10 protein-coding genes are annotated in these 17,335 nt (G+C 53.2%); 4 read left to right on the top strand and 6 right to left on the bottom strand.

Features of this window, described 5'->3' with window-relative positions:
* The 6 genes from HY774_22135 to HY774_22110 form a co-directional block, all read right to left on the bottom strand.
* The coding region (locus tag HY774_22135; GenBank protein ID MBI4751187.1) for a hypothetical protein at positions 1-513 on the bottom strand (513 nt) is incomplete at its 3' end.
* Positions 514-1,176: 663 nt separating this feature from the next.
* Positions 1,177-4,692: a response regulator gene (locus HY774_22130; protein ID MBI4751186.1), complete on the bottom strand. Its 3,516-nt coding sequence runs from the start codon at positions 4,690-4,692 to the stop codon at positions 1,177-1,179.
* Between the two features lie 325 nt (positions 4,693-5,017).
* Positions 5,018-6,595 carry a glycosyltransferase gene (locus HY774_22125; protein MBI4751185.1) on the bottom strand — a complete coding sequence of 526 codons (1,578 nt, stop codon included), beginning with the start codon at positions 6,593-6,595 and terminating at the stop codon, positions 5,018-5,020.
* Positions 6,596-6,761: 166 nt separating this feature from the next.
* Positions 6,762-7,406: an alpha/beta fold hydrolase gene (locus HY774_22120; GenBank protein MBI4751184.1), complete on the bottom strand. Its 645-nt coding sequence runs from the start codon at positions 7,404-7,406 to the stop codon at positions 6,762-6,764.
* Positions 7,407-7,690: 284 nt separating this feature from the next.
* On the bottom strand, positions 7,691-7,930 hold the full coding sequence (locus HY774_22115) for a hypothetical protein (protein ID MBI4751183.1): 240 nt from the start codon (positions 7,928-7,930) through the stop codon (positions 7,691-7,693).
* A gap of 127 nt (positions 7,931-8,057) precedes the next feature.
* A complete protein-coding gene (locus tag HY774_22110) occupies positions 8,058-8,255 on the bottom strand; it encodes a hypothetical protein (GenBank protein ID MBI4751182.1) in 198 nt (65 codons plus the stop codon).
* Positions 8,256-8,531: 276 nt separating this feature from the next.
* Here HY774_22110 and HY774_22105 point away from each other — a divergent pair, with 276 nt between their 5' ends.
* The 4 genes from HY774_22105 to HY774_22090 all read left to right on the top strand — a co-directional run bounded on the left by HY774_22105 (position 8,532) and on the right by HY774_22090 (position 17,243).
* Positions 8,532-10,979 (top strand): M28 family peptidase, encoded by a 2,448-nt coding sequence (locus HY774_22105; protein MBI4751181.1) that lies wholly within the window; start codon positions 8,532-8,534, stop codon positions 10,977-10,979.
* A gap of 400 nt (positions 10,980-11,379) precedes the next feature.
* A complete protein-coding gene (locus HY774_22100) occupies positions 11,380-12,384 on the top strand; it encodes a histidinol-phosphate aminotransferase family protein (GenBank protein MBI4751180.1) in 1,005 nt (334 codons plus the stop codon).
* 168 nt (positions 12,385-12,552) lie between these two features.
* Positions 12,553-13,860 carry an SMP-30/gluconolactonase/LRE family protein gene (locus HY774_22095; protein MBI4751179.1) on the top strand — a complete coding sequence of 436 codons (1,308 nt, stop codon included), beginning with the start codon at positions 12,553-12,555 and terminating at the stop codon, positions 13,858-13,860.
* A 116-nt stretch (positions 13,861-13,976) separates the two neighbouring features.
* Positions 13,977-17,243 carry a PD40 domain-containing protein gene (locus HY774_22090; GenBank protein ID MBI4751178.1) on the top strand — a complete coding sequence of 1,089 codons (3,267 nt, stop codon included), beginning with the start codon at positions 13,977-13,979 and terminating at the stop codon, positions 17,241-17,243.
* Positions 17,244-17,335: the final 92 nt, after the last annotated feature.

The following is a 17,335-nucleotide window of genomic DNA, read 5'->3' as shown; positions in this document are numbered from 1 at the left end:
GAATGAGCGCAGCCACTTCCGCTGGTTGAGTTCAGGCACAACCGCCGCTTTGTGGCAGGCGGCGCAAAATTCAGGGGTTTTCAGGAGTGGGCGCATCATTGCCCGGCGGTGCGAAGGAATGTCCTCCAAGATTTCGCGGTCGGTGACGTCAGCCAGTCGTGCTCCATCAGCGGTTTCAAGCAACGCTGGTTTGTCAATCACATAGCTTCCAATCCCGGTTGTGTTGGTCGAGACAATACTGTGACAGACCGAACACGTCACCCCTTCTTCGTCAAACGGACGGGCAAAGGTTGCTTTTTCAGACAGTGCTCCGGAAAACAGGGCCGCCGGGTTATGACAGCTTTCACAGTGGCGGGTGACGGCGATCTTTCGGTCACGAATCAGATGCTTGACATTGGTCTGATAGAACGGTTCGCGGAAGGAATTGCGGTGCGCCGACTCGCTCCACTGGGCATGGGCTTCGGTGTGGCAACCAGCACAGCGAGCCGCCGGGATAAACTGAGAGCGGCGCACACCGCAACCATGGTGATTCGGAAGAGTGTTCGACCCATAAACCATTGTTTCCAGTAGACTTCAACGTTGGTGAACTCATCTACGCCCGATCTTCAGCCGGGCACGACAAGCAATTTCCGACAGTTTCGAGAATGGCAAAAGAAAAACCGACCGCCTGAAGGCGGAACTCTCAACTGTATTCATCTGAAAGTGAAGTCTGGCTTGAGGAAGTGTTCCTTGATGACTGAAGAATACCCAACCGGCAAAGCGTGTTGGTTTGCCTGAGCATAAAACCCGGCGAAGTGCAGATGGCCAAAATAAAACCTGCTTGCCACACAATAAGGTGCCCCTCCCCTCAATTGTCAAGCTTTTTTCAGGAGCTTTCTGTTTTTCTTCAGCAGGTGAATGAAACTTTTTTTATTTGAAGTGTGCTCTCCGGTTGGCAAATCACACGGTTACAAAAGAAGAAGACTGAAGAAAACGAGCTTGGACTGAGATAATGCTGCTTCTACCGGATTTGTGTTATGCCAGGTCAACGTTGGAAATAAAGAACTTGTCAGTACCACCCGCGTGAGCGGGTGGGGTTAGAAGCAGCCATGCCTACCCACTGACGCGGGTGGTACTGACTGATTGGTTCTTCTGATTTGTCTCCAACACAAAATCCGGTAGAAGCAGAGACATTCTTCATTCTTCATTTCCCAATCGGTGTTGCATCACTCGACGAACCAGTACAAATTCCCGATTGAGTTCGGTCAGCAAGGAGGGCACGCTGCTCAAATCGCCGCTTTTCCCGTGCAGTTCGATTTGTTTGCATAAATCCATCATTCGGTTGGCACCAAAGCTGCCGCAACTTCCTTTGATACTATGGGCCACTTTGGCAACGGCGGACAGATCGTTTTGAAGCACCGCCTGCTCCAGTGCCCGCAATCGGTTTTCGGTGTTGGTCAAAAACAACACCATCAGGTTACTGACGGCATCCAGCCCCAGTTCCTCAATCAATTCATCGAGGAGTGATACTTCAGTTGTGTCCACGGTTGTGGCCTCGGCAATGGAGGTTGGTTCAGCGGCGGGAAGCGTATCCACCGAAGTGAAAGGGGGGGCTGAGGTTAATGGCTGGGTTTCCTCCACAAATGGTGATGCCGGCAACTCCATGGTGTTTCCGGCTTTGGGAAGCCAGCGCATCAAAATGGTTTCGAGTTCCTCTAATTTAAAAGGCTTTGAGAGGTAATCGTCCATTCCAGCTTCAAGACATTTCTCCCGTTCCCCCTGCATGGCACTGGCGGTGAGTGCGATGATCGGAATGTGGCTATATGGCGACTTCAGCGGTTCAGCCCCGGAAAACAACGTTGCGGTTTGGGCAAACACCGGCAGGCCGCCACTTTTTTCAAGTCTTCGAATCTCGGCGGTAGCTTCAAATCCGTCCATTTCCGGCATCTGACAGTCCATTAAAATCAGGGCATAGTGGCTTCGCTGCAGGGCCTCCAGGACTTCCATGCCCGTTCCGGCCACATCCGCCCGCACTCCCAATTTTTCAAGTCGCCGCACCGCCAGCTTTTGATTGGCAATGTTATCCTCCGCCACCAGAATCGGCTCCTTGCACGAGAAGCGGGCTTCCTGTTTTTGAATCGTTTCAGTCGCTACTGATAGAGAGGTTGATGATGAAAAGCGGGTTTCACCCGTTGATGAGACGGTTGCCGTTTCAGACGACCCTCCGAAGACCGTCAGCAGACAATCAAACAATTGAGATTGTCGGGCAGGTTTGGTCAGGTAGGCTGAAATTCCAGCGGCCTGATTCGCCGCCTGGCTGCTGTTTCGTTGACCAAAGGCCGTTAACAGGATCAGTGGGACGGCGGCCAGCGCCGGGTCGGATTTGATCGCATAGGCCAGTTCATAGCCATCCATGCCGGGCATCATCCAGTCGAGGATCGCCAGATCATATGGTGATTGGGCCGTGACTGCGGTTCGTAACAGTTCCAGCGCCTGCGGGCCCTTTTCAGCTTCAGCCACCAGCATTTTCCACGACGTCAATTGGTGTCGGAGCATGGTCCGGCTGGCCGCGTTGTCGTCAACCACCAGCACACGCAGTCCTTCGAGGGAAACCGGATTGGTGACCGTTACCTGATGCTGAGCCGGTTGTTTTCCGAGCCGAATCGTAAACCAGAAGGTTGACCCTTTTCCTTTTTCGCTTTCGACGCTGATTTCACCATCCATCAACTCAACCAGTTTTTTACAAATTGCCAGCCCGAGCCCTGTCCCACCATATTTGCGCGTGGTGGAAAGTTCGGCTTGAGAAAACGATTGAAACAGTCGTTTTTGAGCTTCAGGTGTAATGCCGATACCGGTGTCAGTCACGTCAAATCGGAGCACGACCTGGTTTGAATGGTCTTCCGAAAGTGCAACCCGGAGCACGACTTCACCCTGTTCGGTAAATTTGATCGCGTTGCCCACCAGATTGATCAGGATCTGGCGCAACCGGCCTGGATCACCATGCACCGCCCCTGGAACATCGTGGGGAATGAAACACACCAGTTCCAGGTCTTTGCGGCGAGCGGATTCGGCAAAGAGTTCGACGACGCCTTCAATCGTTCGGCGGAGATCAAAGTTGATTTTTTCAAGTTCGAGCTTATCGGCTTCGATCTTCGAAAAATCCAGAATGTCATTGATGATGGTGAGCAGTGCTTCGCCCGATTGTTGAATGATGTCCAGGTATTCGTATTGTTCCGGTTCTAAATTCGTGTCGAGCAACAGCCCGGTCATACCGATAATGCCGTTCATCGGGGTGCGGATTTCGTGGCTCATATTGGCCAGAAACTCAGATTTGGCCCGCACCGAAGCTTCAGCCGCTTCTTTGGCCTTGTGGAGCGCTTTTTGGGTTTCCTTCTGGTCGGTGATGTCGGTGAAATCCCACGCCCGTCCGACAATCGTGCCGCAGTTCAGGCGAATCGGTTGGGTACTCCAGGCCAGAACTCGACCATTGGTCAGGGCGAGTTCCTCGGTAGTGTGCCGCTCTTCTTCCGGGTGGGCATGGAGGTGATCAACCGTGGCTTGAAACGCTTCCGGCTCCAGCAATTTTCCTTCAGTGTAAAGCTGTTCGACCCGTTTGTCTTCAGTCGCGTTGGGAAGTTCATCAAGTTCCCACATTTCCAAAAACCGACGATTGCAGAGGATGACTTTTCCCTGTGAGTCAACCCCGATGACTCCCGACGTCGTGGCATCAAGCTGGGCTTTGAGCAGGGCATTGGTTTCTTGCAGAATCTGGTCGGTCCGTTTGCGCTCGGTCACGTCGCGCGAAATAACGACCATGCCGATAACCTGTTTGTTTTCACTGAGCAGGCGGCTGCCACGCGTCTCGACGTACCGCCAGGACCCGTCACATCGGGAGATGCGAAATTCAATAACCTGGTCTGAAATGTTGCGCTGGACGGCATTGGCAAACGCCTGCTGGACTCCGGGGAGGTCTTCCGCATGGATAAACTCAAAAATGCTGTGGCCGGTCACTTCTTCGGGTGAGTACCCCAGCATCCACTTAATGGCCGGACTTTCATACCGAATCACCCCGGTGGCGTCCAGAATTGTGATCAGGTCAAGCGTGTTTTCAACCACTGACCGGAACCATTCTTCGTGTTCCTGGGAATCGCATGGGTCCAATCGTTTTGAGATTTTAGCCTGGATTGCCGCCTGCCGCAGTTGGAGTTGATCCAGGACCAGGTTGGCCAGCATGGAGAGAAATTCCCGGTCTGCCTCGGATACTTCGCGGGGGCGGGTGTCAGCCACCGCCAGCACCCCAATTCGGTGGCCTTCAGGTGTGATGAGCGGTGCCGCCAGGTAAAAGCGTACGCCTGGATGATGGAGCACCAGCGGATGCTCCGCTGCTGTGGAAGATTTGAAGGTGTCGCTGATGAAATAGGTGGGGGAGTCAGCGTGGAGTGCCGACACACATAACCCAGGATCCAGTGGAAGATGGGTGGTGTTGAGACCAGCCTGGGCTTTAAGCCAGACGCGTGTTTCATCAATAAACCCAAGCCAGGCCATCGGTACGCAAAAATGCTGAACCGCCACCGCCACCACCCGGTCAAATACCGTTTCACGCGGGGTATTGAGGATGTTGAGACGGTGGAGCTCAGAAAGTCGGTTTGATTCAGCCAAAAGGTGGGAGATCAACACCATCGTGCGCTCTGGATAAATAGGTTGTGCGGACAAAATCAAACGGGTGGATCGAAACAAAGCTGGCTGTTGGAGAATGAATTGCTCCAGGCTCAATCGTCAAGGGGAAAGAGTGACCAGGTGACAGGGTGACAGGGTGAGAGGGTGACCAGGTGACAAGGTGACCAGGTGACGGGGTGACCAGGTGACGGGGTGACAAGGTGACAGGGTGACAAGGTGACAGAATGACAAGATGATAAAGTAACGAAATGAAAATGTGTTATACCGCGACCTGTCATAGTGTCACCTTGTCAATTGTCACCTTGTCAATTAGTCACCCTGTCACCTTGTCAATTAGTCACCTTGTCACCCTGTCATTATGTCATTGTTGCGGTGCCGGGCTCAATTGCGGTTCTGATGGGGTTGGGGTTTTCGCTTTCAGGCTGGCACCCTGGAAGAACGATAGAATCCCAACATAGCCATAACCAACCGCAAAAATTGAGAGGAAGGGCAGTACTCCAAAAATATGGCTATAGGCCGCATAGGCCATTGTCAGCACGAAATAGAGTGCCATTCCCAATTCAAAGTAAGGGAGCCAGCCGCGGTTGCGGCGGTACTTCTTGTTTTGCCAGCTATCTTTGGCGGTTTCAATCGCATATTTGGGTGTGCGGACAAAACTGGATTGAATCCCAAAGACCGCTTCCATGACGGCTTTGGCATTGCTGAGCGAAAGCCCGACACCGGTGGCCATCACCAGATAGATCATCCACCATTTGGTACCTTTTTTCCCGTGCAATTCCTTGAGCGAGATGTAGTAAAACGAGGTCACCGAAAATGTCGAGAGCAGCAGGAACGGAATGTCGAGCAACATCATCTGGAACAGCCCCTGGTTATACCGCACGATCAAAATCGGGAAGTGCAGCAGATTAAACACAATCATCAGGGGGTATGAAAGATTGCTCGTCAAATGGAAAAACATCTCAATCCGGACGTGCCACGGGAGGTCGGATTGCAGGGTGCGCTTAAACATTTTGAACGCCACCTGGGTCAGACCCTTGGCCCAGCGCCGCTGTTGGGCTTTGAAGGCATTGATTTCAACCGGAAGTTCAGCCGGAACGTCTTCATCCATCACATAGACAAATTTCCAGCCGAGCATTTGGGCACGATAGCTCAGATCGGTGTCTTCGGTCAGCGTGTCGTGTTGCCAGCCGCCGGACCATTCAATGGCCTGCCGCCGCCACATGCCGGCGGTGCCGTTAAAGTTGAAAAAGCCGCCGGACCGGTTCCGCGAGGTGTGCTCAATCACAAAATGCCCATCAAGCAGCACGCTCTGGATGCGGGTCAGGATGTTGTAATCGGCGTTGATATGGCTCCAGCGGAACTGCACCACCCCAACTTTTTCCTCGGTGAAGTAATGCACCATTTTGCGGATGCAATCCGGACGTGGGCGAAAATCAGCGTCGAAAATGGCGACCAGTTCGCCCGAAGCCACTTTGAGGCCGGCTTCGAGGGCGCCGGCTTTAAAGCCTTCACGGTTGTCACGGTGAATGTAGACGATATTGTGACCGGCTTCAGCGTGGCGTTTGACGGCAGCCGCGGCAATGTGCTGGGTTTCGTCGGTTGAGTCGTCGAGCACCTGGATCTCAAGTTTTTCGCGCGGGTAATCCATCTGAACGACGGATTCAAGCAATCGCTCAACGACATACATTTCATTAAAGAGCGGAAGCTGAATCGTCACTTTCGGAAGCTCCTCTTCGCTGTACAGGCGCGGAGGTTTGGGCGAGTGATCCCGGTATCGCCAGTACAGGTAGGTCATCCGAATTCGATAAATCCCGTAAATTGAAAGAATTGCCAGCAACCCGAAGTACAGGAAAATGATGGTCAGGTCAAATGTATCGAGCGTGTAGAGATAGCTGATGTTGCCCGACTCGGAAAATTTCTGCCAGCGGTCAGGCGCCATCCCCGACGCCATGAAAAAAACCAGGGGTGATACCCTGGCCAAAAATGCAGCAACAAGACTGGTCATGCCAATACCCTCAAAAAATTTCACACCACGAAGCGGGAAAGAAAAAGTGCAGATGAAAGAGAGCGATTCCGGGTCGCTCGGGAAAACCCGTAACTATACGCTACCGTGTGACTTCTGGCAAGACCTGAGTTCGCAGCCAGGCGGTTGCCTCGGTCAGTCGGGCAGAAAACAGGTCAATATGATCGCTAAAATAGTGGTCGGCTTCAGGGACAAAGCTAAAGCCTTTGGGATCCGCAAATGTTTTCACCACGGCGGCTGCCTGCCGGGAATTTCCAAACTCATCGAATTCGCCCTGAATCACCCATTTGGGGAGAGGGGAACGACTGACAAAATCAAAATCGTAGTGCCGAATGGGAAGTCCAGCCGCCAGCAGCCCGCAGGTTTGCGGCACCTGCAGTCCAGCCCGAAAACTCACCCAGGAGCCAAACGAAAAGCCACCGACAATCAGCGGCGTTCCGGGACGTTGTTGTTCGAGAAAGTGAATCGCCGCCAGTGCATCATGCAATTCGCCGACACCGGCATCGTAACTGCCCTCGCTGTCACCAGTGCCCCGAAAATTGATCCGCAGCACGTCAACTCCGACCGCCAGTAGGGCCCGCGCAATCCGCACCACAACGCGGTTGTGCATCGTCCCGCCATGGACCGGGTGCGGGTGGCACACCAGTGCTTTCAAACCAACTGGGGCGCCAGCCGTTTCAAAAATGGCTTCCAGTTTGCCAACTGGTCCATCAAGAAATAATTTCATCCCCTTTGCTCGCTCCCGACTTGTGAAAGGCTGATCAACTGACATTGCGGGCCTGGGTTTTGTCCTGGTTGCCATCGTGGGCTTCGCCCACAGCTATTACACAACGACCCTTCGGGCCTAAAATCCTTATCCTGGCACTTATAGGGTGACAAGGTGACAGGGTGACAAGGTGACAGGGTGACAGGGTGACAAGGTGACAAGGTGACAGGGTGAATTATCGGATCTTTTGTTCTCTGGTCACCTTGTCAGTTGTCATTAGGTCACCTGGTCACCTGGTCATTGATCTATTCGACAATCTTGGCTTCGTAAATGGCCGTGGCACCAGTGCCGCCTGAGACTTTGATGGTTTTCCCCATCTGGGCACTGACATCAAGCGGTTTGGATTCGTGCGCCAGATGCAGTGGGGTGGTGTACAGGGTATAGGTTTTACCGTCAACGGTGATTTCACTGGGACCAGTGACCGTTCCGGTCAGGGTTGCATATTGCAACATGGTCTTGTTCGATTTTTTTGACTTGAACAGCATAAAACAACTTCTCCGAATTGAGACACTTAGCCTGAAAAGGGTGGAAAGGGCTAGGGTGGGTTGCCCATTGGAAATGTGGACAAAAACTCACCGGAGCAAACAATATGAATGGGAAAAGAAACCTTGGCTAAACTTCAGATGGAGGATCAGTCGGCACAAGTTGGATAATACACACACGATCAAGGTTGATGAGGCGACCGCCATCAACCGCAATCCATCGGGCCTTAGACAACATCATCCCAAGTGCATCAACGTGTTCGACTTCGGTGTCGAGGCGAACTTGAACTGGGTTGTCGTCCCCTGAAAACCAAATGTTGAGGATCATGATTTACCTGCAGATGTTGTGATAGAAAACTCCGAAAACCCTGGCAACTGACTTTTCCTGAGGAAGGGGTAAAGAGAAGATATAACACTTTGTGAAAGTCAACGGCAAGTGGGTGATGAGGACGGGCTGAAGAAGTCGGACTGAAGACGTCTTCAGCCCGACTTCTTCAATCCGACGTCTTCAGCCCAATGTCTTCAGCCCGATATTCTTCAGGTTCGGGGAAAATCCTGATATGGTTGGGGAAAATTCAGATTCTGCAGCTTGTTTTGGATGCTCATGCCACGAAAAAATAACCAGCAATGGCCGAAGAGATTCGCCGGGTGTTTCCTGACCGGAGTAGTGTTGATCACACAGGGGCTGGTCGCGCTGGCTCAACCGCAGGATCCGGCAGTGGGCCAGGTAAAAGGGATGACGGCGGGAAGCGGGTTACCGGTCATAACCGATACCCACCTTCGGGAACATGTGCGAGTTCTGACCATGCCGGTGATGGAAGGACGACGGGCGGGGACGACGGGTGACCGGACGGCAGCTACCTACATTGCCGAACAATTCCGCCGGGCGGGCCTGGTGCCGGTTGGTGACAACAACACCTTTTTTCAAAGTTTTCAATTTGAATCCTGGCAGCCGGTTCCAGTGACTGCCATGAGTCAACTTGATAAAGGTACGGTCAAGAAATCCTACACCTGTGAATGGAGCAATAGTTTTACCGGACGTGATTTCCGGCCCGTGCCGCGTTCCGGGCAGGGAAGTGTCACGGCACCAGTGGTTTTTGTCGGCCATGGGTTGTCAGAGCCCGAACTCAACCTGGATGACTATGCCGGAGTTGATGTCCGCGACAAAACCGCGTTGATTTTGCTGGGCGATGGTCCGCTTCCGGCAGGGAGAACCCGCACTGAACCTGCGATTCTTACGGCCAAAAAACGAGGCGCCCGGGCTTGCTTGCTGGCCTATCCAGCCTCTGGGTACCCGGTGGTTGATCCAAATAGTGCGCCGCTGGTGGCGTTGTCTTCGACTGAAAGCACCACGGGAATGGTGGTGATGGCGATTCGGAATTCGGTTCGTGATGAGTTGCTGGCATCACGAGGCTCCATCCAGCAGATTCAAGCGGCTCTGCAGGCAGCCAAACCAGTTTCGGGACCAACCGGGATGACCGTGCAGCTCGATTTACGGGCCGAGGCGGTGCCGGTCGCCACCAGTTCAAACGTGGTGGCGCTGTTGCCTGGCAGTGATCCTCAGTTGCGTGAGGAAACGCTTGTGCTGGTGACCTATCGTGACGGACAGGGGGTGGATGCCGAAGGAAAATTGTGTCCGGGGGCGAATGACAATGCCGCTGGGGTGGCCGCCTTGCTGGAAACCGCCCGGCTGCTGGCCAGTGCCAAACCGGCGCGCTCCATCCTGTTTGTTGCTTATGGTGGAGAATTCAACCGGTTTTCACCAGAGGCCGTGTCACCTGGACTGGCTCATTTTCTGGCCCATCCCGTGACACCGTGGAAACAGGTTGCAGGTATTTTTGTGTTTGATCGGATTGGATTAAACACGCCGAATCGCATTGCACTGGAGAATATTGCGCTCTATCCGGAACTCTTCCTGAAATTGCGGAGCGGGTTACCTGAACTCAATGCCTTGTTGGTACCGGGCAGTTACTCGATTGAACAGGCTGCCTGGCCGGCGGGGGTCCCGATGTACCGATTCAAGGATCCTTCGGAACGTGCGGGCCGTGCGCTCCAAAAAGTATTGTATCCGACTGAGGACACCCCTGACCGGCTTCGGCTTGAAAGCCTGCGGGTGTACACGGGGTTGTTGACGCGCATTCTTGGATATCTGGCGTCAAATCCCGCTGAACCGCTGGTCATGGCCTGGAGTCAACATCTGGACGCGGCATATCGGGCGACGGTGACCGACTTTGTTCCGATTAGTCCGACTGAATTTTATCAGCGGGCGGCATCAGTACGCCGTGACTATCTAACTGATATCATTACCTATATTCCTGGTGGCGGTGATGCCCGCAAATTGAACGCGGCTGAAAAGCGGCAGCAATTTATCAAAGAGCTGTTGGAACTGCGTGAGAACCTGTTTGATCAGCGGAGCCGCCTGCGACCGGTGCGTGATCTGGCCGATCTGGAATATGGCCCTGAAGGTCAGAATCTGGCGGCTGACAATCAGCTTGGCGTGTGGATTGGGCTGGATTCTCTGGACTGGCTCAGTGAGCAGTCGCCGGTTGAGACCATCACTGAATTGATGAGCAATGGGTTGCAACTGGTGATTGTGAATGAGAAAAGCGCCCGACTTCTGGTAGATGGCAGTCCAGCCTTGATAGAAGCGATCCAATCACCTGGGTTGTTGGTGTTGGTTGGCGAACTGGACGGAAAGCGCCGCCAAAAGCTGTTCCCATTGCTCAAACATCCAGTCCTGGTTGCCGACTCTAATCTTTCGGATGACGAACTCAACGCCCTGGCTGAAGCTGGTCATCTGGTGGTGGTGATGCCCCGTGACGGAGACCAAAAGACGGACAAACGCAAAAAGACGGTCACGCCAAAAGCCATGGTCGAACGGCTGGTTCACCTTTTGGAAGTGATTGGGGAAGATCAGGTTTTACTCAGTACTCCTGAACTATCACAGCGTCTGGTCCTGATTGAGGAACTGGCCAAACAGGGACTGAGCCCAACTCAAGTTGAAAAAGTGTTTGGTTTAAATTTCAAACGGTTTTATGCCGCGCCCCGTTGAAAGGGTTCTGATTGAGTTCGTGTTGCTTCCAAAAGATAATCTGTGTATAAACAAAAAATTGATCTTTACCGATCACGGCGGTTTGACTGACCGTTGCGGCGCGTGGAGGGCGACTCACATTGAGGCCCGTTGAAACGTGAACCTTTGGGTAGCTTTTTTCCGGAAAAGGTACCCGATGACAGGTGTTGGGGACTCATCAGCATCTGTCATCCCAGCAAGTGATTGGTGGGGGGAAGTCACCAGGTCCACACACCTTCCCATCTGAACTGCTTTCAGGCAATAAAACTGTCACTTCAATCACCTACCCATCCGAAGTGCCGCTGTTTTCGGGTGAATCAATTTTGTGAACAGTTCTTTCTGGCTGAAGCACACGTTGTCACACACAAGCGAGCACGCCACGATGCCAGAAACTGTTCTTGATCTGAGCGGAATCGAAACTGTCTACCCACCGACATCTCGGGTGGCCGATTCGTTTGCTCAGGCGCTGTTTGGACATTCCTTGCATCAGTCAACCACCACCTTAAAAGCACTCCTCAGTCAGTATACCGGGGTTGATGCCGGGCGGATTCTGGTGACTTCGGGCGAAGACGACCTGCTCACCCTGTTGTTGACCAACTTGATGGGGAAAGGTGACTACCTTGCGGTGCCGGAACCCTCGCTTGGCACGCATCGCTTTCAAGCGGAAGCCAACGGTATCAGCGTGCTTGATACCGGGCGCGATAAACAATTTCGCGTACTGACGGAATCGCTGCTGTCGGTCGCAACGGCGCCCGAAGTCAAAATGATCTTTCTCGCAAGTCCCAATAATCCAACCGGCACGCTCACCTCTCCAAAAACCATCCAGCGCATCCTCGACGTCCAAAAACTGACGGTCATTGACGAAACTTACTTTGAGTTTTCACACCAAAGTTGTGTTGGACTCCTGGCATCCCATCCCAATCTGGTGATTTTAAGAAGTTTCAAATGGGCGGCGATGTCGGCATATAAAATTGCCTATGCTCTGGCTTCGCCGGACATCGTTGCCCGGTTGGAATCAACCTTCTCTGGGCCGATTTCACCCATGGCGATTTCCGCGGCCTGCTCATCACTTGAAGACCAGGCTTTGTTGTTCCGGAACGTGAAGCGCTTGATTGAGGAACGTGACCGGCTCTATGAGACCCTCCAGCACATTCCGGGCGTTCACCCCTTTGCTTCACAAGCCAATTTTCTGTATTGCCTCTTCCCGGGCCGCGATGGGCGACAGATCGCCAACGCCCTTTTCCGCCAGGGCGTGAAGGTCAAACATTACAGCGGGTCGGTCTATCAAAGCGGGATTCGCGCTCGGATTGGTTTTCCAGAAGACAACGAACGTTTTCTCTCGGCACTGCGCACTGTTTTGGCTGATATTCCAGCCAATGAAGAATGAAGAATTGAGAATGAAGAATTGAGAATGCGGTTAGTGGTTAGAAATCACTGCTTTCGAAGAAGCACCAAGCACTAAGAACTAAGGACCAGGTACTAACCACTAACCTCATTCTTCATTCTGTTTGTTTACCGTCGCACGCACAACCTGCCTCCCTTTGTTGTCCAAACTATGAAAAATTTGTCTTTTGGTCTCGGGGTCAGCCTGATGTTGGGGCTGGTTATTGGAGCGAATTTTACATATGTCAATGGGTTTCAAACTGATAAACTGCCTGTCACCACAATGGAATGTTACCAGATAGCTGGTAAGAGCTTACAGGAAAAAGATTACCGAACCTGCCAGAAGGCGCTGGAACGGGCGCTCCAGCTTGGGTCAAGTCATCCACAGTTTGTGTACCGTCTGGCGGTGGCGCAAACGCAGGTTGGTGATACCTCTGGGGCCGTGGCTCGCTTGAAACAGTTGGCTGGAATGCAGGCTGAGTATCCAATCGAAACGGATGCCGATTTGGCCGCACTCAAAGCCAATCCAGAATTTCAATCTGTTGTGGCGGCATTTGAAAAGAACCGAAAGCCAGTTTCCCAGGCGTCGGTGAAATTTACTATTGGCGAAAAAGACCTGATTCCTGAAGGCATTACCTGGGATCCGGTTGACCAAGTCTATTTTGTCGGCAGTATTTACAAGCAAAAAATCCTGAGAATTGATCGAGCCGGAAAAGTCACCGAATTTGTACCATCAGGACAGGATGGCCTGGGGCCGGTGATTGGTCTCAAGGTTGACCCGAAACGCCGCTGGTTATGGGCGTGCAGCGCGTGGGAAAAGCGCGGCGATGCACCAGTGGGAGGTGATGGTGGCGTGTTTCGCTATGACCTGAAGACTGGCAGGTTGCTCCAAAAATATGAACTGAAAAATCAGCCAGTGGCCCATTTTCTCAATGATTTGGCGCTGGATTCCCAGGGCGGTGCGTTTGTTACCGATAGTGAAACCAGCTCGGTGTATGTGATTCGACCTGGCAAAAGTGAACTGGAACTGTTTGTGCAATCGCCTGAGTTGATCTATCCCAACGGTCTGGCGTTGACACCGGATGGGAAGCAACTCTTTGTGGCTCAGTATGATGGAATCATCCTGGTTGATGTGAAGACCAAAAAGCTCAGCCGTCTGACACACCCTGAAACCGTGACCGTGGCCGGGATTGATGGCCTATCGCTCAATGGTCGCAGCCTGATTGCCGTCCAAAACAGTTTTGAGCCAAATCGAGTCATTCGCTTTGACCTGAATTCCAAACTGAATCAAGTTGAACGGGCTGAGGTTCTTGAAGCCCGGAACCCGCATTTTGTGATTCCAACAACCGGGACGATGGCCGGGAAAGAATATGTCGTTTTGGCCAACAGTCAGCTTGACCGACTGGGTCCAGATGGAAATCTGACCGAACCTGAGAAACTCAAGGAAGTTGTCGGGTTGCGGCTTCGACTTACGAAATGATTGGCACACGTTCAGAGTCCCGCCTTCAGGCGGAGAATGATTGAAGAATAGAAAAACCATCAACAATAGCGCCGCCTGAAGGCGGAACTCTAAACAAATATCAATGAGGAGAGACCATGCGTTTTCTGGCACTTTTGATTTTAGCTGCCCTGTGTTCGCTGACGGTCACGGCACAGTCAAACATTGGGTACTACCGATTTCCAGCGCTTGCCGGTGGTGAAATTGTTTTCACCGCCGAAGGTGATTTATGGAAGGTCAATCAGGCTGGTGGACAGGCTCAGCGGTTAACGTCGCATCCGGGCGCCGAAACCCAGGCGGCAATTTCTCCGGATGGCAAATGGGTCGCCTTTTCAGGTCAGTATGAAGGCCCAACCGAAGTCTTTGTCATGCCGCTGGCCGGCGGGCTCCCAAAACGATTGACCTATGATGGGGCGCGAACTTCGGTCATGGGGTGGACGCCCGATGGAAAAGTACTCTATCGAACGCAACGATTTTCAACCCTGCCCGATCAGCAACTGGTCGTGGTGGATCCACAGACCCTGGTTCAGAAGGTGATTCCGCTCAGTCAGGCCAGTGATGGGTGCTATGACGCAACCGGGAAGACGCTGTTTTTCACCCGCTTGCCGTTTCAGGGGAGTGCCACCAAACGCTATAAGGGCGGCAGTGTTGAAAAGCTCTGGAAATTTGTGGACGGCGCTCCCGAAGCCATACCGCTCACGGCTGATTTTGACGGCACCAGCCGCGAACCAATGTGGTGGAATGGCCGGCTCTATTTTGTCAGTGATCGCGACGGCATTCTCAACCTGTGGTCAATGAAGGATGACGGCAGCGACCTCAAGCAGCACACGTTTCATAAAGAATGGGATGTAAAATCCCCGGCGTTGAACAATGGGAACGTGGTGTACCAGTTGGGGGCGGATTTGCATGTGTTTGATCTGGCCGCCGGAAAAGACCGCGAGGTGGCAATTACGCTGTCATCCGATTTTGATCACATGCGTGAACGCTGGATCAAAAAACCGATGGATTACCTGACGGCGGCCCACCTTTCGCCCAAAGGTGAAAAGGTCGTGGCCACGATTCGCGGCAGAGTGTATGTCTTGCCGGCAGAACCCGGACGAATTGTTGAGGCGACACGCCAGGAAGGTGTTCGCTATCTGAACGCCCGTTTTGCAGGCGATGCAAATTCGGTGATTGCGCTGTCTGACCAGACCGGAGAGTTTGAATTCTGGAAAATCCCGGCCAATGGCGTTGGTGAACCGGCCAACCTGACCCGTGATGGAAAGATCTTTCGGTTTGACGGTGTGCCATCACCAGATGGCAAATGGATTGCTTACACCGACAAAAACAATCAGATTTGGGTGGTGGATCTGGAAAAGAAAGTTTCCAAACTCATCGCAACCTCAAACACAGGTGGATTGGGGGACCTCAACTGGTCGCCGGATAGTCAATGGCTGGCCTATTCGCGAGCCGCCGAAAACACCGTTTCGCAAATCTGGCTCTATCGCCCGGCAGATGGTACCTCGGCCACGATGACCAGTGACCGGGTCGAAAGCTATAGCCCGGCCTGGAGTCCTGACGGAAAATGGCTGTATTTCCTTTCGGATCGCTCGTTTGTGTCGAGCGTCGGCAGCCCCTGGGGACCGCGTGCCCCAGAGCCATTCTTCGACAAACCGACCAAAATTTTTCAAATTGCGCTGACCAAAGGGCTGCGGTCCAACTTTAAGCCAGCCGACGAGGTTTCAGCCGTCGCTGAATCAGCCAAAGATGAAAAGAAAACCGATGAGGCGAAAAAAGAAGGCGAGAAAAAACCGGCTCCAGTGGTGATTGACCTCGACGGCATTCAGGATCGCGTGTATGAACTTCCGCTTCCTGCTGGAAATTATGGCGGGCTGTCAGCTTCCGACAAATTCCTGTTTTTCCTCGACTACGATGCTTCACCGGACCCCAAACGCAGACTCCAGGCCGTGGAAATCAAAACCCGTGATGTTGAGGCCAAGACCGTTTCCAATGACGTGAACTATTTCGAGCTTTCCCAGGATGGCAAAAAGCTGCTCGTCTGGCTTGATTCAGGGATGTATGTCTTTGATGCCGGTTCAGAAGCCCCCAAAGATCTGGGCAAAGTGAAAATCCCGGTGGAATCGCTTGTGGTTCACCTCGATCCACGCGAAGAATGGCGGCAGATGTTTGTTGATAGCTGGCGGTTGATGCGCGATTACTTCTATGACCCCGGAATGCACAAAGTTGACTGGCCGGGGATGCTCAAAAAATACCAGCCGCTGGTTGCTCGTGTAACCGACCGGTCTGAACTGAGTGACCTGATGTTTGAGATGGTTGGTGAACTATCAACCCTCCACACTTTTGTCCGTGACGGAGACCCACGCCAGTCACCTGATCAAATCGGCGGCGGGTCACTCGGAGCCATTCTGGAACGCGATGAAAAGGCCGGTGGCTTCCGGATTGCCCACATTTTCCAGGGCGAACCGGATTACCTGGAAAAGTATTCGCCGTTAAAGCGTCCGGATTTGACCATCGCCGAAGGCGACATCATTGAATCGGTCAACGGTGTGGCGACGTTGTCTGTGCCGCACATTGGGGCGCTGCTTCGCAATCAGGCCGGCAAAGATGTGCTGCTGCGGGTGAAAGCCACCAGCACTGGCAAATCATTTGACGCCGTGGTGAAGCCAATTTCCCAGAATTCCGAAGCCAATCTCCGCTATGACGAATGGGAATACCGCCGCCGCAAGATGGTGGACGAACTGAGCCAGGGACAAATTGGCTATATCCACCTGCGGGCCATGGGGCGCGACAACATGGCCGAATGGGTCAAAAATTACTTCCCGATTTTTAATCGCAAGGGGCTGATTGTGGATGTGCGCCACAACCGGGGTGGAAACATTGATAGTTGGGTTTTGGAACGATTGCTGCGCAAAGCGTGGTTTAACTGGCAGCCACGAACGGGAGATACCTACCACAACATGCAGTATGCCTTCCGTGGCCACGTGGTTGTGCTCTGTGACGAAGCGACGGCCTCTGACGGCGAAGCCTTTGCCGAAGGCTTCCGACGGCTGGGCCTGGGCAAAGTGATCGGCACCCGAACCTGGGGCGGGGAAGTCTGGCTGACCTCAAGCAACGTGCTGGTGGATAACGGGATTGCTTCGGCGGCTGAATTCGGCGTGTTTGGGCCGGAAGGCGACTGGTTGATCGAAGGCGTCGGTGTGGTTCCTGACGAAACCGTGGATAACCTGCCGCACGCAACTTTCAAGGGCCAGGACACCCAGCTCGAAGCGGCGATTCAACACCTGCAGGAACTGATCCGAACCAAACCGGTGAATGTGTTGCCAAAACACCCGGCCTATCCGGATAAGTCATTTCGGAAGAAGTGATTGGGATTTGGGGTTCGGGGTTCGGGGTTCGGGGTTCGGGGTTCGGGGTTCGGGGTTCGGGGTTCGGGGTTCGGGGTTCGGGGTTCGGGGTT

This window comes from Acidobacteriota bacterium (assembly GCA_016208495.1).
In the GTDB taxonomy this organism is placed as follows: domain Bacteria; phylum Acidobacteriota; class Blastocatellia; order Chloracidobacteriales; family Chloracidobacteriaceae; genus JACQXX01.
The sequence above is the reverse complement of the archived record's forward strand: the minus strand, read 5'-3'. Positions and strand labels throughout refer to the sequence as shown.